Annotated in this window: 15 protein-coding genes and 2 pseudogenes; 12 read left to right on the forward strand and 5 right to left on the reverse strand. The window is 71.4% G+C overall.

Going from position 1 to position 18651, the window contains the following annotated elements:
* Positions 1 to 47 precede the first annotated feature (47 nt).
* A complete protein-coding gene (locus QMZ92_RS16105; RefSeq protein WP_283298067.1) occupies positions 48 to 1259 on the reverse strand; it encodes an alpha/beta hydrolase in 1212 nt (403 codons plus the stop codon).
* Positions 1260 to 1662: 403 nt separating this feature from the next.
* On the opposite strand from QMZ92_RS16105, the gene QMZ92_RS16110 reads away from it, so the two are divergent.
* Positions 1663 to 2103, forward strand: a complete 441-nt coding sequence (locus tag QMZ92_RS16110; protein WP_349307730.1) for a hypothetical protein — start codon at positions 1663 to 1665, stop codon at positions 2101 to 2103.
* A gap of 283 nt (positions 2104 to 2386) precedes the next feature.
* A complete protein-coding gene (locus tag QMZ92_RS16115; protein WP_283298156.1) occupies positions 2387 to 2839 on the forward strand; it encodes a peptidase inhibitor family I36 protein in 453 nt (150 codons plus the stop codon).
* Here the strand turns inward: QMZ92_RS16115 and QMZ92_RS16120 are convergent.
* Together QMZ92_RS16120 and aceE are read right to left on the reverse strand one after the other, a co-directional pair.
* The gene (locus tag QMZ92_RS16120) at positions 2820 to 3626 is read right to left on the reverse strand and encodes a potassium channel family protein (protein WP_283298068.1); all 807 of its coding nucleotides are present in this window, start codon (positions 3624 to 3626) and stop codon (positions 2820 to 2822) included. The genes QMZ92_RS16115 and QMZ92_RS16120 overlap by 20 nt on opposite strands.
* 269 nt (positions 3627 to 3895) lie before the next feature.
* Positions 3896 to 6643 (reverse strand): pyruvate dehydrogenase (acetyl-transferring), homodimeric type, encoded by a 2748-nt coding sequence (aceE, locus tag QMZ92_RS16125; protein WP_283298069.1) that lies wholly within the window; start codon positions 6641 to 6643, stop codon positions 3896 to 3898.
* A gap of 338 nt (positions 6644 to 6981) precedes the next feature.
* Between aceE and QMZ92_RS16130 the strand changes: the two genes are divergently transcribed.
* From QMZ92_RS16130 to QMZ92_RS16155, 6 genes are all read left to right on the forward strand, one after another.
* Positions 6982 to 7410, forward strand: coding sequence for a DUF3052 domain-containing protein (locus QMZ92_RS16130; protein WP_138055493.1), 429 nt, complete (start codon positions 6982 to 6984; stop codon positions 7408 to 7410).
* A 145-nt stretch (positions 7411 to 7555) separates the two neighbouring features.
* On the forward strand, positions 7556 to 8014 hold the full coding sequence (locus QMZ92_RS16135) for a peroxiredoxin (protein WP_283298070.1): 459 nt from the start codon (positions 7556 to 7558) through the stop codon (positions 8012 to 8014).
* A 133-nt stretch (positions 8015 to 8147) separates the two neighbouring features.
* On the forward strand, positions 8148 to 8723 hold the full coding sequence (locus tag QMZ92_RS16140; RefSeq protein WP_138055495.1) for a TerD family protein: 576 nt from the start codon (positions 8148 to 8150) through the stop codon (positions 8721 to 8723).
* Between the two features lie 89 nt (positions 8724 to 8812).
* On the forward strand, positions 8813 to 9388 hold the full coding sequence (locus QMZ92_RS16145) for a TerD family protein (protein WP_283298071.1): 576 nt from the start codon (positions 8813 to 8815) through the stop codon (positions 9386 to 9388).
* A gap of 160 nt (positions 9389 to 9548) precedes the next feature.
* Positions 9549 to 10685 (forward strand): DUF475 domain-containing protein, encoded by a 1137-nt coding sequence (locus QMZ92_RS16150; protein ID WP_283298072.1) that lies wholly within the window; start codon positions 9549 to 9551, stop codon positions 10683 to 10685.
* Between the two features lie 153 nt (positions 10686 to 10838).
* Positions 10839 to 11576, forward strand: coding sequence for a TerD family protein (locus QMZ92_RS16155; RefSeq protein ID WP_283298073.1), 738 nt, complete (start codon positions 10839 to 10841; stop codon positions 11574 to 11576).
* Positions 11577 to 11746: 170 nt separating this feature from the next.
* Here QMZ92_RS16155 and QMZ92_RS16160 read toward each other — a convergent pair whose 3' ends face one another.
* Entirely contained in the window at positions 11747 to 12625 is an 879-nt protein-coding gene (locus QMZ92_RS16160; protein WP_283298074.1) for a TerD family protein, read from the reverse strand.
* Between the two features lie 329 nt (positions 12626 to 12954).
* Between QMZ92_RS16160 and QMZ92_RS16165 the strand changes: the two genes are divergently transcribed.
* From QMZ92_RS16165 to QMZ92_RS16180, 4 genes and pseudogenes are all read left to right on the forward strand, one after another.
* Positions 12955 to 14118: an HpcH/HpaI aldolase/citrate lyase family protein gene (locus QMZ92_RS16165; protein ID WP_283298075.1), complete on the forward strand. Its 1164-nt coding sequence runs from the start codon at positions 12955 to 12957 to the stop codon at positions 14116 to 14118.
* Positions 14118 to 16928: a phosphoribosyltransferase gene (locus QMZ92_RS16170; RefSeq protein WP_283298076.1), complete on the forward strand. Its 2811-nt coding sequence runs from the start codon at positions 14118 to 14120 to the stop codon at positions 16926 to 16928. Before QMZ92_RS16165 ends, QMZ92_RS16170 begins: the two co-directional genes overlap by 1 nt.
* Positions 16925 to 17716, forward strand: a pseudogene (locus QMZ92_RS16175) (HAD family hydrolase); the annotation flags it as partial. The gene QMZ92_RS16170 and the pseudogene QMZ92_RS16175, both read left to right, overlap by 4 nt.
* A gap of 339 nt (positions 17717 to 18055) precedes the next feature.
* Positions 18056 to 18232 (forward strand): annotated as a pseudogene (locus QMZ92_RS16180) (LuxR C-terminal-related transcriptional regulator); the annotation flags it as partial.
* A gap of 189 nt (positions 18233 to 18421) precedes the next feature.
* On the opposite strand, the gene QMZ92_RS16185 reads toward QMZ92_RS16180, so the two are convergent.
* Positions 18422 to 18637, reverse strand: a complete 216-nt coding sequence (locus QMZ92_RS16185) for an FmdB family zinc ribbon protein (protein WP_283298077.1) — start codon at positions 18635 to 18637, stop codon at positions 18422 to 18424.
* Between the last annotated feature and the right edge of the window lie 14 nt (positions 18638 to 18651).

Below are 18651 nucleotides of genomic sequence, written 5' to 3' on the forward strand. Positions count from 1 at the left end.
CGCAAACAAGACGGTCATATGCACCGCGCCACAGTGCTCTACGCGCGTCAGGTCACGTCCGCGCCGTAAATTCCACTGCGGCACGCGGAGTTGCCGCCGGAGCAGGTGACCGTCCGGTACGAACCGACGCCTATCTCGGCGAAGTTGCTGAGGCTCTCCGTACCCGGCTCGAAATAGCCGGTGTGGCCGGCCGCTCCCGCCGAGGACAGCACCCGTGCCCCGAAGTCGGGGGTCATCGGGTCGGCGCCGTGGCCGAGCCCGCCGACCTCCAGGTACGGCACGTCCTCGATCCAGTCGTCGCTGTCCCGCATCGCCCACACGCGCGCGTCCGTGCCCAACTGGGCCGCGGTCCCGGCCCGCATGCCGGGGCTGCCGGCGACCGCCATGTCGCGGACCCGGTCGGGCAGTTCACGCGCGGCGACCCCGCACACCACCGAGCCGTAACTGTGGCAGAAAAGCGATACCTCGGCCCGGCCGGGCAGCGCCTCCGTCAGGGCGACCAGGCGGTTCGCTCCGTTCGCGGCGAGCCGGCCGGTGGAGGCGTCCAGCCCGACGCCCGCGGGTGAGGTGTAGTCGGCCCAGGCGATGACGGCCGTTCGCACGGAGGGCGCGGCGACGCGCTCGGCCCGGTAGAGCGCCTGCGCCATGCCCACCGGGGCCGAGTACTTGCGCTTGCTCCGCTCGAAGGTCAGTACGTTGGTGTCGACGCCGGGGACGACCACGGAGACCCGCTGCGCCCGGTCGAGATCGCCGAAGACCTCGGCGACCCTGCCCTTCCCGGTCGGGTCGAAGGCGAGGATCCGACGGCCGGGGCGCAGCAGCGACTCGTACCGGTGCATGCGCCGGCCCGCCTCCTGGCGCCCGTCGGCGGAGAGCCGGCTGTCTCGCATCCGCCACTTCTCCACCCGGCGCGCCTCGGCCAGCGCGATCCGGTTGGCGTGGTAGCGCAGCGTCACCGGGGCGCCGTTGAGATTGCCCACGAGGAGCGGGTGGCGCTCCGCCAGCGAGGCCGCCTGCCCGGCGCCGAGGGAGGAGAAGAAACCGGCCAGGACGCCGGGGGACGACTCCGGGTCCGGCAGTGCGCGATGCCCGACACGGTCCTGTTGCCATGCGGCGAGCGCGGTCGTCCGAGCGTCGACGGGGCCGCGTTGGTGCCGCACAGCGGTCCAGCCGGTGGTCGCCAGCAGCACGAACACGACGGCGAGAGCAAGGAGGGCGCGCCAGACGTTCGGTGTGGGGGAGGAGTCGAAAGCAGTCACTGAGCGAACAGCCTAGGGGGAGCCCGGGGGCGCTCACGGCGACCGTGAGAGAGATCACGCGTCTGGGGGCAGATGACCGGCGTACGACTACTCCGTGTGTGCGCCGGGCTCACTTTCCGGTGCGCCGGCGGCGTCGGACCCGTCCGGCCGGTCCGTCGGCGGCGCGCGTCGGCGTAGTGCGGCCGGCCCCCTCCGCGGCGTCCGGGCGGGTCCGCTCCGTCCGCTCCGCGGGGGCGCGGCCGGCGGCCGCGCGCCGGTCCGCGGCGAGAGCTGACCCTCGGCCTGGTCGTCCTCGGGGACCACCGCGCCGAGAACGCCCCGCGGTCCTTCGGCGTCCCCGGCATCGCGCCGCTGTCCGGCGCGATGCTCGGCATGACCACTCTTTCGGCGGACACCGGTGCCGGTGCCGGTCTGGCCGGCGCTCCTCGGTCCCGGCCTGGCCCCGGTCATGGTCGGCGCCACCGAGGTCGTCGCCGGCAACGCCCCGCTGGAGCTCTCCGGTGTCTCGCCGGCGGTCTCCAGCAGGCCGCCGTGCAGGTCGCGCGGCAGTCTCGGCACGGCCGTGCCGGGCGCGGTGATGTCGGCCAAGGCCGGCTCGGACTTCGCGGAGAACTGGGCGGACGCCGAGCTGCCGCCGCTGCCGCCCGATCATCTCGGCCTGGCCGAGCAGGCGGTCGAGGTCGGCATGGCCCCGCTTGCGCCCGGCACCCCGCAGCCGGTCGCGGCGCAGATCACCGAGGTCACCCACGACACGTCCGTCTCGGGCGTGGGCACGGCCTTCACCGTCGCCGGCATCGTCGCGGTCGTGGCCGCCGCGGTGGCGCTCTTCACCCAAGCCCGGTGAGGGCGCGGAGGTGGGTGCGGGCGCGGCCCACGTCTGCCCCTGTGCCCGCGCACCGTGGGTGGCGTCAACTCCCCGGGCACGACAGCCCCGCCGGACCGTTCCGGCGGGGCTGTCGCCTATCCGGATGAACCGGTCCGGCGGGTCTTCCGGGCCGCCCGCGCCACCGGTCAGGGTGCGGACAGGTGATCCGCGACGGGGAACCGGACGGACGGCCCGGCGGGCTCGGACGGTCGCGGACTCCGCACGGGCATCTGCCGACACACCGACACGGGGGTTGATCCTCATGCGTACGACCGTCCTCACCACCGGGGCCCTGGCCGCCCTGTGCCTGCTCGCACCGGCGTCCGCGGCCCACCCGGCCTCGTCGGCCCCTCCGGCGTCCGAGGCCTTGTCTGCCTCGCCGGTCTCCCCGGCACCGGCGGTGCGGCCCGGCCGGGCCGCACCGCCGCCGCGCCTCGGCAGCTGTGCGCCCGGTGAGCTCTGCCTGTGGGCGAAACCGGGCTTCGCCGGGGCGCGCCACGTCCATGAACTGTCCGGGACCGACATCGAGTCCTGCGTCCCACTCCCGGCGGGTGGCGGAGCCCAGGCCCTCGCCAACCGCACCGGCCGCCCCGTCACCGCCTACCAGTCTGCGGAGTGCGCGGAGACCGGTGAGTTCGACACGTACCCGGGCGGCGGGACCTGGGTGCCGCAGACCCCGTACCGGGTCCGGGCGTTCAAGGTGTGGGAGAACTAGGAGACCTGGCAGAACCCGCGGCTCCGGGCGGCGGTACGGCGGGCCGCTCGGGTACGGCCACCGGGTCGGCCGACAGCCGGGACACCTCCGCCCGCAGCTCCCTGACCTCCTGGGTCAGGGCTTCCAGGAGGGCCGTCTGGCGGCGCTCCTGGGCGTCGTCGCGCTCGAAGCGGGAGATGAACCAGGCCGCGATGTTGGCGGTCACGACACCGAGCAGGGCGATCCCCGACAGCATGAGCCCGACCGCGAGCACCCGCCCCAGACCCGTCGTGGGCGCGAGGTCGCCGTAGCCGACGGTCGTCATCGTGGTGAACGACCACCACACGGCGTCACCCAGCGTCCGGATGTTCCCCCCGGGCGCGTCCCGCTCGGCGGCCAGAACGGCGAGCGAGCCGAACATCATCAGCCCGGTCACCGCTCCGGCCACGTACGTGGTGAGCGTGATCTGCGGGGCCATCCGGGCCCGCCGCCCGACCAGGAGGAGCGTGGAGACCACGCGCAGCAGCCGCAGCGGCTGCACCAGTGGCAGGAGCACCGCGAGCAGGTCCAGCGGATGCCTCCGCACGAAGAGCCACTTGTAGGGAGCCAGCCACAGCCGTACCAGGTAGTCCGCGGCGAAGGCGCTCCACACGGTCCACTCGACGACCTGGCAGCCCCGGTGGACCCACGCGGGGGCGTCCGGCAGCACGATCGGCACCGCGTACGCCACTCCGAACACCACGGCGAGAACCAGCAGCGGGCCCTGGGTGTGGGCCTCCCAGCGCACCTGCGCCGTTCGTTCCTTCATGCCCGGAATCGTAGGCGGGTGCGGAGGGAGCCCTCCCCCGCACCCGCCACGGCCGAGCGTGCGGGCCGCCTGCCTGGTGCCTCATCAGGCGACGTTCGCCCCGTCGCGGCGCGGGCACGGCGACTCGCGGCGTTGCCGAATCATCCGAGTGGGCCCACCACGAGGTCGATCCGGCGCCTTGCGCTCCTTCCCCCCGGCCCGGAGGGCCGAGGGGAGACCCCGTGCTGCGGACGCCGCTCCCTGACGGGCAGACCCTGCCTGACGCGGCGCTAGGCGTCGCCGCCCGCGGCACCCGGGTCGGCCGCCGACACGTCCAGCAGCTGGTAGCGGTCCACGGCCTGCTTCAGCGCCGAGCGGTCGACCTTGCCCTCCTGGGCGAGCTCGGTGAGGACCGCCAGCACGATCGACTGGGCGTCGATGTGGAAGTACCGGCGGGCCGCGCCCCGGGTGTCGGCGAAGCCGAAGCCGTCCGCACCCAGCGAGGTGTAGCGGCCGGGCACCCAGCGCGCGATCTGGTCCGGAACGGAACGCATCCAGTCGGACACGGCCACGAACGGTCCCTCGGTGCCGCCGAGCTTCTGCGTCACATACGGGACGCGCTGCTCCTCCTCGGGGTGGAGCAGGTTGTACTCATCGGTCGCCACGGCCTCGCGCCGCAGCTCGTTCCAGGAGGTCGCCGACCAGACCCCGGCCCTGACGTTCCAGTCCTCGGCGAGGATCCGCTGGGCCTCCAGGGCCCACGGGACGGCGACACCGGACGCCATGATCTGTGCCGGGATCTGCCCCGCCTCGCCCTCCCTGAAGCGGTGGAGGCCCTTGAGGATGCCCTCCACGTCGACGTTCTCGGGTTCCGCCGGGTGCTGGATGGGCTCGTTGTAGACGGTCAGGTAGTAGAAGACGTCCTCACCGTGCGGGTGCTCGGCGTCTCCGCCGTACATCCGGCGCAGGCCGTCCTGGACGATGTGCGCGATCTCGAAGCCGAACGCCGGGTCGTACGCGACGCAGGCCGGGTTCGTGGAGGCCAGCAGCTGGGAGTGGCCGTCCGCGTGCTGCAGACCCTCACCGGTCAGGGTCGTGCGCCCGGCGGTCGCGCCGAGAACGAATCCACGCGAGAGCTGATCGGCCATCTGCCAGAACTGATCGCCGGTCCGCTGGAAGCCGAACATCGAGTAGAAGACGTAGACCGGGATCAGCGGCTCGCCGTGGGTGGCGTAGGCGGAGCCGGCCGCGATCAGCGAGGCGGTGCAGCCCGCCTCCGAGATGCCGTCGTGCAGCATCTGCCCGGTCGGCGACTCCTTGTAGGCGAGGAGCAGCTCACGGTCCACGGCCTCGTACTGCTGGCCGAGCGGGTTGTAGATCTTCGCGCTCGGGAAGAACGAGTCCATGCCGAACGTGCGGTACTCGTCCGGCGCGATCAGCACGAACCGCTTGCCGATCTCCTTGTCCCGCATGAGGTCCTTCAGCAGCCGCACGAACGCCATGGTGGTGGCGATCGACTGCTGGCCGGAACCCTTCTTCACGGCCGCGTACGTCTTGTCGTCCGGCAGGGCCAACGGCTGGGACCGCACGACGCGGGTCGGGACGTACCCGCCCAGGCCCTTGCGGCGGTCGTGCATGTACTGGATCTCCTCCGAGTCGCGGCCCGGGTGGTAGTACGGCGGCAGGCCGGACTCCAGCTCGCCGTCGCTGATCGGGAGGTGCAGCCGGTCGCGGAAGCCCTTGAGATCGTCGACCGTCAGCTTCTTCATCTGGTGGGTCGCGTTGCGGCCCTCGAAGTTCGGGCCCAGCGTCCAGCCCTTGACCGTCTGGGCCAGGATCACCGTCGGCTGGCCCTTGTGGGCGCGGGCCGCGGAGTAGGCGGCGAAGATCTTCCGGTGGTCGTGGCCGCCGCGGCCCAGGTGGAGGATCTGGGCGTCGGTCATGTTCTCGACCATCGCGCGCAGCCGATGGTCCTCGCCGAAGAAGTGCCTCCGGATGTAGTCGCCGGTCTCCGTGGCGTACGTCTGGAACTGACCGTCCGGCGTCGTGTTCAGCTTGTTGACCAGGATGCCGTCGCGGTCCCGCGCGAGCAGCGGGTCCCAGGTGCGGTCCCAGATCAGCTTGATCACGTTCCAGCCGGCGCCGCGGAAGATCGACTCCAGCTCCTGGATGATCTTGCCGTTGCCGCGCACCGGGCCGTCGAGTCGCTGCAGGTTGCAGTTGACCACGAACGTCAGGTTGTCCAGGCCCTCACGGGCGGCGATCGACAGCTGGCCGAGCGACTCCGGCTCGTCCATCTCGCCGTCGCCGAGGAACGCCCACACGTGCGAGCGCGAGGTGTCGGCGATCCCGCGCGCCTCCATGTAGCGGTTCATCCGCGCCTGGTAGATCGCGCCGATCGGGCCGAGGCCCATCGAGACGGTCGGGAACTCCCAGAAGTCCGGCATCAGCCGCGGGTGCGGGTACGACGAGAGCCCGTTGGGGAACTTCGACTTCTCCTGGCGGAAGGCGTCGAGCTGGGTCTCGTTCAGTCGGTCCAGCAGGAACGCGCGGGCGTAGACGCCGGGCGAGGCGTGGCCCTGGAAGAAGATCTGGTCGCCGCCGTCGCCCTCGTCCTTGCCGCGGAAGAAGTGGTTGAAGCCCACGTCGTAGAGGGACGCGGAGGAGGCGAAGGTGGCGATGTGGCCGCCGACGCCGATCCCGGGGCGCTGGGCGCGGGAGACCATCACCGCGGCGTTCCAGCGGGTGGCGTTCAGGATCTTCCGCTCGATCTCCTCGTTTCCGGGGAAGAACGGCTCGTCCTTGGTCGCGATGGTGTTCACGTAGTCCGTGCTGCGCATCTCGGGCACGGCCACGCGCTTCTCGCGGGCCCGCTCGATCAGTCGCAGCATGAGGTAGCGGGCCCGCTCACGGCCGCGCTCGTCGACGGCGGCGTCGAGCGAGTCGAGCCACTCCTGGGTCTCCTCCGGATCGAAGTCCGGGACCTGGCTCGGAAGGCCGCCAATGATGATCGGGTTGCGATCTGATCCGGAAGCCACGCTGTTCCTTCGCTGGTCGGTTGGTATGTGGTTACGCGTTCCCCATCGTGTACCCCCGGGGAGCAAAACGTCATCTCTACCGAACGGTAACCAACCGGCCCCGATTGGCGAACCGTGGGCGCGGAAGCGTACAAAGGGTGCGAAGGGGTGAGTCCGACTCACCAGGGCTGACGGAAGCCCGTCCCGGAGTTGGGGCGACACGGCCGTAAACGTCACCGTTTCGGCGGTCTCGGCGGCCGGGTACTTGCGCGATCCGTCCCGCCCGTGTGGACTACGGCCAATGCCTCGCGTACGCGCGCGGCTGAAGCATTTTCCGAAACAAGATCAGGAGGCAAGCCGTGAGCGCGACCGCGGACCACGCGGAGGAGCGGACCAACCCGGCGGCGAGGCTGGGGTTCGAGCCCGGACAGGTGGTCCAGGAGATCGGCTACGACGACGACGTCGAGCACGAGCTCCGCGAGGGCATCGAATCCGCAATCGGCCAGGAAATCGTCGACGAGGACTACGACGACGTCGCTGACGTCGTGCTGCTGTGGTTCCGCGACGAGGACGGCGACCTTACGGACGCGCTCGTGGACGCCATCGGCCTCGTCGACGAGGGCGGACTCGTCTGGCTCATGACGCCGAAGACCGGCCGTGACGGCTACGTCGAGCCCAGTGACATCAATGAGGCCTCGCAGACCGCCGGCCTCTCGCAGACCAAGAGCATCAACGCGGGCAAGGACTGGACCGGCAGCAGGCTGGCCACGCCCAAGGCCAAGCGCTGATCCACAGCCGACCAGGGTCCCCGCCGGCCGACGCCGGCGGGGACCCTGTGCGTAGGCTGGGGCATCCAGCGGACCGGAGCCGCGGCGGCCCACGGCCGAGGCGGTGCTCCGGCGCCGAAGCGGCCAACGAAGGGATGCACCAGTCATGGCGATCGAGGTCGGCACCAAGGCCCCGGACTTCGAACTGAAGGACAACCACGGGCGGACCGTGACCCTCTCCGAGTTCCGCGGTGAGAAGAACGTGGTGCTGCTCTTCTACCCCTTCGCCTTCACCGGGGTGTGCACGGGCGAGCTCTGCGCGCTCCGCGACGAGCTGCCGAAGTTCGTCAACGACGACACCCAGTTGCTCGCCGTCTCCAACGACTCCATCCACACCCTGCGCGTCTTCGCCGAGCAGGAGGGCCTCGAGTACCCGCTGCTGTCGGACTTCTGGCCGCACGGCGCGACCTCGCGCGCGTACGGCGTCTTCGACGAGGACAAGGGCTGCGCGGTGCGCGGCACGTTCGTCATCGACAAGGAGGGCGTGGTGCGCTGGACCGTCGTCAACGGCCTGCCCGACGCCCGCGACCTGAACGACTACGTCAAGGCACTGGACACCCTGTGACGGCCGTCGACACCCTGTGATCCTTCGGGCCGACCACCTGTCTCGCCCGGGAACCGGTCACTAGGATCCAGTCGTTGATCCGAATGCCAACGCACGACGGGGGCGCTGCCCCTGAAACCACATGGGAGGACTCGTGGGAGTCAGCCTCAGCAAGGGCGGCAACGTCTCGCTGACCAAGGCCGCCCCCAACCTGACCGCGGTCACCGTCGGTCTGGGCTGGGACGTCCGCACCACCACCGGCACCGACTTCGACCTCGACGCCAGCGCCCTGCTGACGAACGCCGAGGGCAAGGTCGGGGCCGACGGCAACTTCGTGTTCTTCAACAACCTGAAGAGCCCCGACGGCTCGGTGGAGCACACCGGTGACAACCTCACCGGTGAGGGCGAGGGCGACGACGAGCAGATCAAGGTCAATCTGGCCGGGGTCCCCGCCGACGTCCAGAAGATCGTTTTCCCGGTGTCGATCTACGACGCCGAGACCCGTCAGCAGTCCTTCGGCCAGGTCCGCAACGCCTTCATCCGCGTGGTGAACCAGGCCAACGGCGAGGAGCTCGCCCGGTACGACCTGAGCGAGGACGCCTCGACCGAGACCGCCATGGTCTTCGGTGAGCTGTACCGCAACGGCGCGGAGTGGAAGTTCCGTGCCATCGGCCAGGGCTACGCCTCCGGTCTGCGCGGCATCGCGCAGGACTTCGGCGTCAACGTCTGAGCCGAGATCAACCGAAGTGTCCGGCGCCGCACACACCGTGCGGCGCCGGACGCGCCTGTAGTTCCGTACGTTCAGGGGAGGACACCGACATGGGCGTCACGCTCGCCAAGGGAGGCAATGTCTCCCTCTCCAAGGCCGCACCGAACCTCACCCAGGTCCTCGTGGGGCTCGGCTGGGACGCGCGCTCCACCACCGGAGCGCCCTTCGACCTCGACGCCAGCGCACTGCTCTGCCAGTCGGGCCGGGTGCTGGGCGACGAGTTCTTCGTCTTCTACAACAATCTGACGAGCCCGGAGGGTTCCGTCACACACACCGGGGACAACCTCACGGGCGAGGGTGACGGGGACGACGAGTCCCTGATCGTCGACCTGACGAAGGTGCCGGCGCACTGCGACAAGATCATCTTTCCGGTCTCGATCCATGAGGCGGACAACCGCGGCCAGGCGTTCGGCCAGGTCAGCAACGCCTTCATCCGAGTGGTGAACCAGGCCGACGGCCAGGAGCTCGCCCGGTACGACCTGAGTGAGGACGCCTCCACCGAAACGGCGATGATCTTCGGCGAGCTCTACCGGTACGGGGGCGAGTGGAAGTTCCGGGCGGTGGGCCAGGGGTACGCGTCGGGGCTCCGGGGCATCGCTCTAGACTTCGGGGTCAACGTTTCCTAAAGCGCTGCTCCGGCTTGGTCAAAAACGGGGGTAGGCGGTCCTGGGACCCTCACGGGATCCGGGAGCCCGCCCCCGGGGCGATGCAGCGCGAAGCCGCGTGCGGCGCGGGGGGAATCCCGCCGTCGGCGGGGGAGCTCCGTACACAACGATTGGGTAGCCAGTGGTACTGAAAACCTTCGGCTGGTCGTTCGCAGTCACTGCGCTCGGCCTGGTCGCTGCGGTGTTCTACGGGGGCTGGACGGCCTTCGGGCTCGTCGCGATCCTGTCCGTCCTGGAGGTCTCGCTCTCCTTCGACAACGCGGTGGTCAACGCCGGCGTGCTGAAGAAGATGAGCGAGTTCTGGCAGAAGATCTTCCTCACCATCGGCATCCTGATCGCCGTCTTCGGCATGCGGCTGGTGTTCCCCGTCGTGATCGTCTCGATCACGGCGCAGCTCGGCCCCATCGAGGCGATCGACCTCGCCCTGAACGACCACGCCCGCTACGAGGAACTGGTCACCGACGCCCACCCCGCCATCGCGGCGTTCGGCGGCATGTTCCTGCTCATGATCTTCCTCGACTTCGTCTTCCAGGACCGGGACATCAAGTGGCTCGCCTGGCTGGAGCGGCCCCTGGCCAAGCTGGGCAAGATCGACATGCTGGCGGCCTGTGTCGCACTGATCATCCTGCTGATCACCGCCACCACCTTCGCCGTCCACGCCCACCAGTACGGTGGGGTGTACGTCGACAAGTCGTCCACGGTGCTGCTCGCCGGCGTCGCCGGGCTCATCACGTACATGGTCGTGGGCGGTCTCTCCGGGTTCTTCGAGGACAAGCTCGAAGAGGAGGAGGAGCGCGAGCACGAGGCCGAGGAGGAGGCCAAGCGGGCCGGGAAGCCGGTCTCGGCCGCCAAGCTCGTCGGCAAGGCCGCGTTCTTCATGTTCATGTACCTCGAGGTGCTGGACGCGTCCTTCTCCTTCGACGGCGTCATCGGCGCCTTCGCGGTCAGCAACGACCCGGTCGTCATCGCGCTCGGCCTCGGCATCGGCGCCATGTACGTCCGGTCCCTCACGGTCTACCTGGTCCGCCAGGGCACCCTCGACGACTACGTCTACCTCGAGCACGGCGCCCACTACGCGATCGGCGCGCTGGCCGCGATCCTGCTGATCACCATCCAGTACGAGGTCCCCGAGGTCGTCACCGGCCTCATCGGTGTGGCCCTGATCGCCTGGTCCTTCTGGTCCTCCGTGCGGCGCAACCAGCGCCTGAAGGACCACGAGGAGAAGGAAGAAGAGGTACTCGCGGCAGAGGAAGTGTGACACCGCGGGGTTTGAGGAACGCTCTCAGCGGGGCGGCCGGGAGGCACATGGTCTCCGGGCCGCCCCGCGCGGCTGCCGGGCCCCCGCGGCACGGGGCCGCGCGGTGTATCCGGACCGGCTCCGGGAGGGGGCCGGCGCAGTCAGGGGTGGGACATGGCGTTCTGGGACGGTTTGTGGCGCGGCAGGGCAGCGCAGTTCGACTCGGGCAGCGCCTCGACCAACTCCATCCAGCTGACCAGGCGGCGCCCGCAGGTCTCGCTCTCCAAGCAGAGCGCCGCCACAGGCAACCTCCGCGTCAACCTCTCCTGGCGGATGCGGACCTCCGACATCGAGGGCCGGTCGCGGCAGAGCGGCCGGCTGCTGCGCAATCCGTCGAAGCTCTTCCGTCCCGAAGTGGTCCAGGCGCACACCCAGGGCGTCGTCAACGTCGACCTCGACCTCGGCTGCCTGTACGAGATGACGGACGGCAGCAAGGGCGTGGTGCAGCCGCTCGGCAGCCTCTTCGGCAGCCTGAACGAGCCGCCGTACGTCCGCCTCAGCGGTGACGACCGGTTCGGCGCACCCTCCGGGGAGACGCTGTTCGTCAACCTGGACCACCGGGAGTCGATCAGGCGCCTGCTGTTCTTCGTCTACATCTACGACAGCACTCCCGCGTTCGACCGCACGCACGCCAAGGTGACGCTCTATCCCAGCAACGGACCGCGGGTGGAGATCGAACTGGACGAGCGCGCCCCGCAGGCCCGCTCGTGCGCCGTGTTCATGGTCGAGAACGTCAAGGGCGAGCTGGTCGTGCGCCGCGAGGTGAAGTTCGTGTACGGCTTCCAGGCCGAGCTGGACCGGCTGTACGGCTGGGGCCTGCAGTGGGGTCGCGGCTACAAGACCAAGGCCTGAGGCTCCCCTGCCCGCCCACGGGTCGCGGTCCCCGTCCGGGCGCGGGCCGCCGACGGGCGAACGGCCCTGGGCGCGGCAGGACGAACGGCCCGGGGCCGGCGCACGCCGCTGACGGACGAACGTTCCGCGGAGGGCGCGGACCAGTGCCGGAGGCGTTCCCGCCGGACGGGCTACTCCCGGATGAACTGCGGCCCCATCGGAGGCAGCCGGAAGTCCGGGTCCGGCGCGGGCCCCGCTGCGGCGGCTGGCTGCGGGTAGCCGTACGCGGGCTGTGCGGCGGGCGACGCCGGCTGGGGGTAGCCGTACGCCGGCTGCGTCGCGGGGGAGTCCGGCTGGGGGTAGCCGTACGCGGGCCGCGTCGCGGGGGAGTCCGGCTGGGGGTAGCCGTACGACGGCTCGGCCTGCGGCTGCGCCTCCGTCCGGGCCGGGTCCTGGTTCTCCGCCGCCGGTTCGGGAGCGNGGTTCTCCGCCGCCGGTTCGGGAGCGGAAGCGGCGGCGGTCGGCTCGCTGTCGTCCACCGAGATGCCGAAGGCCGTGGCCAGGCCGATCAGCCCGGTCGGATAGCCCTGCCCCACCGCGCGGAACTTCCACCCGTCGCCGCGCCGGTAGAGCTCGCCGCAGATGACCGCGGTCTCCTCGCCCGTCTCCGCCCGGACGTCGAACACGGCGAGCGGCTCGCCGTCCGGCGCCGCCGCGTCGTACAGCATGATCCGCAGGTCCGGCACCCCGGAGAACGTGCCCCCGTCGGACGACGCCGCGAGCACCACCTGGTCCACGGAGGCGTCGAGCGAGCCGACGTCCGCCTGGACCGTGTCGGTGAGCCCCTCGGCGGTGCGCTTCTTGGGCAGCAGCCGCACGAACCCGGAAGGGTGCCGGGGCTGGTTGTAGAAGACGAAGTCCTCGTCGGCACGCACACGGCCGTCGGCGCCCAGCAGCAGGGCGGAGGCGTCCACGTCGGGGACTCCGGCACCGGGGGTCCAGCGCAGCACCGCCCGGACCGAGGCCGCGCCGAGCGGAACGTTGGAACCCTTCAGCATCGCGTGCGTCATGCCCGTCATCCTGCCCTCCCGCGCCCCGTGCGGACAACGCGGGGCCGACTCCCGGGCACCGTACGCGTTCGCACGGCCCGCTCAGGCCTGCTCAGGCCCGCTCACCCGCTCAGGCCTCTGGGGCACCACCTGCTGCACCCGTGGCACCGTGCGGACAACGAGGGAACGGCCGGGCATGCGCCGCGGCGGCGGAGGGCAGTCTGAGTCGGGGACCGAAGTGCACGAGTTACCTCGAGTTCATACGGCCGGGGAACTCGCGACACCTGTCCCTACGTACTATTACCGGCCACCCAAACCACAGGGCCGCACAAGCAGTACGGGGGATTCAGATGCGTCATTTCGGGCATATCCCGGCCACTGCCCGGAAGGAGCTGTTCCATCAGGAGCCTGCGGAATTCGACGCCGGCTCCCCCGCACGCATGCTCTCCATGGCGCTCGGCGCCACGCTCTACAGCCCCGCGACCCGGCCGCGACTCGCGGACGACGTGCTCAAGCAGGCCGCGCGCGGAGTGGTCTCCATGGTCCTCTGCCTGGAGGATTCCATCGACGACGCCGACGTCCCCGCCGCCGAGGAGAACCTCGTCCGCCAGTTCGCCGATCTCGACGAGCGCGGGGTCGAGCCCCCGCTGCTGTTCGTCCGGGTCCGCGAGCCCGGCCAGATCGAGCACCTCGCGCGGCGTCTCGGCGGGTCGAGCCGACTCCTGACCGGATTTGTACTTCCCAAATTCACCGAGGAGCGAGGCGGCCCCTTCCTGGAGGCGGCCACCGCCGCCGAATCCGTGATCGGCCGCACGCTCTATGTGATGCCGGTGCTCGAATCACCCGAGCTCCTTCACCTGGAGACCCGGTACGAGACCCTGACCGGCATCGCCCGCTCCGTCCGGCACCACCGGAACCGGATTCTCGCCCTCCGTCTCGGCGTCACCGACTTCTGCTCCGCCTACGGGCTGCGCCGCTCGCCCGACATGACGGCCTACGACGTCAAGATCGTCGCCAACGTCATCGCGGACGTCGTCAACGTCCTGGGCCGCTCCGACGGCACCGGCTTCACCATCACCGGACCGGTCTGGGAGTACTTCCGACTCCAGGAGCGCATGTTCAAGCCGCAGCTGCGCCGCAGCCCCTTCATGGAGCTGCGGGCCGAGAAGCTGCGCACGGCACTGATCGAGCACGACCTCGACGGACTGCTCCGCGAGATCGAGCTGGACCGCGCCAACGGGCTCCTCGGCAAGACCTGCATCCACCCCTCCCATGTGCTGCCCGTCCACGCTCTGTCGGTGGTCAGCCACGAAGAGTTCAGCGACGCGCAGGACATCCTCCGCCCCGAGCGGGGAGGGGGCGGAGTGATGCGTTCGGCCTACACGAACAAGATGAACGAGGTGAAGCCGCACCGCGCCTGGGCGGAGCGCACGCTCCAGCGCGCCGAGGCCTTCGGCGTCGCCCGGGAGGACGTCGGCTTCGTGGAGCTGCTGACCGCGGGTCTGGCAGGCTGATGAAGGAGGAAGACGAAGCAGTGGAGTGGTCGGGAAGCTGGGTCTCCCAGCGACTGGGCGTGGAGCTCGTCGGCGACGACGGGCTGAAGGAGCTGCTCGGCCTCGCGCTGCGGCGCAACCCGAAGCGCGCCCATCTGCTGGTGTCGCACGTGCTCGGCAAGCACGTGCCGCAGAAGCCGTCCGTCGTGTACGGCCACGGGTACGAGCTCGGAGTCCGCGTCCGCGAACTGCTGGGCCGCGAGGAGGCCGCGCGGGCCGTCGTCCTCGGGTACGCGGAGACGGCGACGGGCCTCGGCCACTCGGTGGCCGACGGCCTGGCCCTCGCCCCGTACCTCCACTCCACCCGCCGCCCCGTCGACGGCATCGACCCGGCCGGCGGCTTCGAGGAGTCCCACTCCCACGCCACCTCGCACCTGCTGCTGCCCGAGGACCCGAAGCTCCTGGCCGGCGAAGGGCCGCTGGTCCTCGTGGACGACGAGTTCTCCACCGGCAACACCGTCCTGAACACCATCCGCGACCTCCACGCCCGCCACCCGCGCGGCCGGTACGTGATCGTCGCCCTCGTCGACATGCGCTCGGCCCGGGACCTGGGCCGGCTGGACGCCTTCGCGAAGGAGATCGACGCCCGCATCGACCTGGTGGCGCACGCCGGCGGCACGGTCCGCCTGCCCGACGGCGTCCTCGAGAAGGGCCAGGCCCTGGTCGCGGCCCACGAGACCGCGAGCACGGCTTCCGCACCCGGCGGCAGCGGCGGTGCGCCCGGCGGCAGGCCGGACGCCGCGGCACCCCCCGTGGCGACATACCGCTCCCCTGCGGCACCGGAAGCGCCGGAAGCGCCGGAAGGCACCGACCGAGCCGACGGTGTGGACGGCACGCGGAGCGCGGACCGCGTGGACGGCACCGACGGAGCCGCGCTTGACGAGGTACGGCGCGAGGGCGAGCCAGTCGTCGACCGGGGCGGCCCGGACCGCGCGGACCGTGCCGAGCGCGCGACCGGCCCCACCGCGCACAGCCGGTACGGGCCGTACGCCCCGCACGTCGTACGCGTCGACCTGGACTGGCCCTCGGGAGTCCCCGACGGCGGCCGGCACGGCTTCACGCCCGCGCACCGCGTCGAACTGGAGGCCGCCCTGCCGGCCATGGCGCACCGCGTCGCCGAAGCCCTGGGCGACGGCCGCCCGCCGGAGACCGCCGGAGCCCCGAAACGCACGGCCGGGGCCGTCGCACCGCCGCGGACGGACGGCGCCCCGCAGGTCCTCGTCCTCGGCTTCGAGGAGCTGATGTACGCGCCGCTGCGGCTCGCGCTCGAACTGGAGCGGGCCGGCGCCGCATGCGAGGTGCGCTACTCGACGACCACGCGGTCCCCCGTGCTCGCCGTCGACGACCCCGGCTATGCGATACGGACCCGGCTGGTCTTCCCCGCCCACGACGAACCGGCCGACGGCCCGGGCGAGCGGTACGCCTACAACGTCGCCGGCGGGGGCTTCGACGCGGTCGTCGCCGTCGTGGACTCGGCCGCCGACACGGCCGCACTGCACGCCCCGGACGGACTGCTCGCACAACTCGCCGCGCACGTACCGCACGTCGTGCTCGCCGTCGTCCCCAGCTACGTACCCGCTCCCGAGAGGGAACCCATGCCGCCCGAGCCGCTCCGCGGACCCGAGTTCTCCTCCTACGCGCCCGACGAGGTCGGCTGGCTGCTCCAGGACCTCTCGGACGTCGAACTCGAGGCGCCCACCGAGGAGCGCGAGGAGGCGATACAGAGCGGTGGCGCGCACTACGCCGAGTCACTGCCCGTCGAGTACCAGCCCAGCGACGCGTACCAGGCGCTGTTCCACGCCGCCCTGGAGACCTCCGCCGCCCGGATCGCCCGCGCCGTCGGCGCCGTCACCGACACCGTCCTCGCCGAGCACCCGCAGCGCCACCGGCCCGGTACGCACCCCCGAGAGAGCCGCCCCGTCCTGGTCTCGCTGGCCCGCGCCGGCACACCCGTCGGAGTGCTGATGCGCCGCTGGGCCCGGCACCGCCACGGCCTCGACCTGCCCCACTACGCCGTCTCGATCGTCCGCGGCCGCGGCATCGACGCCAACGCGCTGCGCTGGCTCGCCGCCCACCACCACCCGGCCGACGTGGTGTTCGTCGACGGCTGGACCGGCAAGGGCGCCATCACACGCGAACTGGCCGCCGCACTCGGTGAGTTCGACGGCTTCGTCCCCGAGATCGCGGTGCTCGCCGACCCCGGCGGCTGCGTCCGCACCTACGGCACCCGCGAGGACTTCCTCATCCCCTCCGCCTGCCTCAACTCCACGGTGTCCGGGCTGGTCTCGCGCACCGTCCTGCGCACCGACCTGGTCGGGCCGCACGACTTCCACGGCGCCAAGTACTACCGCGAACTGGCCGCTGCCGATGTGTCCGGCCTCTTCCTCGACACCGTCGAGGCGCGATTCGACGAGGTGGCCGACGCCGTCGACACCGACGTGAAGGAACTGCTCTCCGCGGACCGCGCCCCGACCTGGGCCGGCTGGGCGGCGGTGGAGCGGATCAGCGAGGAGTACGGCATCCACGACGTCAACCTCGTCAAGCCCGGCGTCGGCGAGACCACCCGCGTCCTGCTCCGCCGAGTCCCCTGGAAGATCCTCGCCAAGCGCGGCGCGGGCGCCGACCTGGACCACGTACGCCTGCTCGCCGAACAGCGCGGCGTCCCCGTCGAGGAGACCGACGACCTGCCCTACAGCTGCGTCGGCCTGATCCACCCCCGGTTCACACGCGGCGCCACCGGCGCCGACGGAAAGGCGGTGGCGGCGCAGTGACCTCCCTGATCACCAGCGACCTCGACCGCACGCTCATCTACTCGGCGGCCGCCCTGCAGCTCACCGTCCCCGACGCCAGGGCGCCCCGGCTGCTGTGCGTCGAGGTGTACGAGAGCAAGCCGCTGTCGTACATGACGGAGGCCGCCGCCGCGCTGCTCACCGAACTCGCGCACAACGCCGTCTTCGTACCGACGACGACCCGCACCCGCGAGCAGTACGCCAGGATCCGGCTCCCCGGCCCCGACCCCCGGTACGCGATCTGCGCCAACGGCGGCCATCTGCTGGTCGACGGCGAGTCCGACCGCGACTGGCAGCGCGTGGTCGCCGGCAGGCTCGCCGACGAGTGCGCCCCGCTCGCCGAGATCCGCGCCCATCTGCTCGCGGCCGCGGACCCGGCCTGGCTGCTGAAGGAGCGGGTCGCCGAGGACCTCTTCGCCTACCTGGTCGTGGAGCGTTCGCTGCTCCCGGACGGCTGGACCCGGGAACTCTCCGCCTGGGCGGAGACGAAGGGCTGGACGGTCTCCCTGCAGGGCCGCAAGATCTACGCCGTGCCGAAGCCGCTCACCAAGAGCGCGGCCGTCCGCGAACTGGCGCGGCGCACCGGAGCCGAGCGCGTCCTCGCGGCCGGCGACTCCCTCCTCGACGCCGATCTGCTGCTGGCGGCGGACCACGCCTGGCGCCCGGGCCACGGTGAACTCGCGGACACCGACTGGGCGGCGCGGCATGTCACGGCGCTCGCCGAGCGGGGGGTCGAGGCGGGCGAGGAGATCCTGCGCCGGTTCACCGCGACGGTCACGGACGCGGCGGGGTACGCGGCCCGAGCCGCCGCGGGGGACGTGGTGGGGGACGTGGTCGGGAGGGTGCGTACGGTTCCGGGAGGGAAGGCCGAGGGCGCCGGGGCAGCGGAGGGCACCGGGAGTGGCGAGGGAGCCGCTGGGGCGGCCGGAGGCGCGTCCGCGGAGGCCACGGTCACGGTACGGACGACGGTACCTGCACCCGGCGGAGCGGACTCGCCGACCGCGCTGTAGGCGGGGAGCGGGGAGCGGGGAGCGGTGAGGCGGGCGGTTCGGGGACCGGGGGCCGGGGTCGCCCGCCGGGATCGGCTCCGGGGTCGGACGGTCGTGCGGCTCGGCGAGATGGCGCAGGGGCACACGAACGCAGCGATCGCGGCCCGACTCCATGTGTCGCTGAGCGCGGTCGAGAAGCACATCAACGCGATCTTCGGCAAGCTGGGTCTGACGGGGGAGTCGGCGGCGGGATACAGCCGTCGGGTGCTGGCGGTACTGCGCTACCTGGACACCTGAGGGCGTGCGCGCCCCGGCCGGGCACCGGCAAGGGCACACCGGCACCGGCATCGGAGCGGCGGCCTCGTACCGGGGGCCGCAGGTCCCTGGCACGGGGCTGAGTGCTCACATGGTTGGTGGCCGGTAGTCAGACGATGACAGATGACAAATTTCGTCATCTGTCATCTGGTGACTGTCAGTCGTGCGTCATCAGCCGCAGCAGCCGCCGCCGCAGCAGCCACCACCGCCACCGGCGGGTGCAGGGGCCGGCCCCGTGCTCGTCCCGCCCACGGCGACCGCCGACAGCAGCTTCACGGTGTCGTCATGCCCCGCAGGGCAGGACGCGGGAGCGGAGGACTCGGCCATGGGCCGACTCAGCTCGAAGGTGTCGTCGCAGGTGCGGCAGCGGTACTCGTATCGGGGCATGGGGACAGGTTAGC

The sequence above is a fragment of the Streptomyces sp. HNM0645 genome, assembly GCF_030056615.1.
Classification (GTDB): Bacteria; Actinomycetota; Actinomycetes; order Streptomycetales; family Streptomycetaceae; genus Streptomyces; species Streptomyces marianii.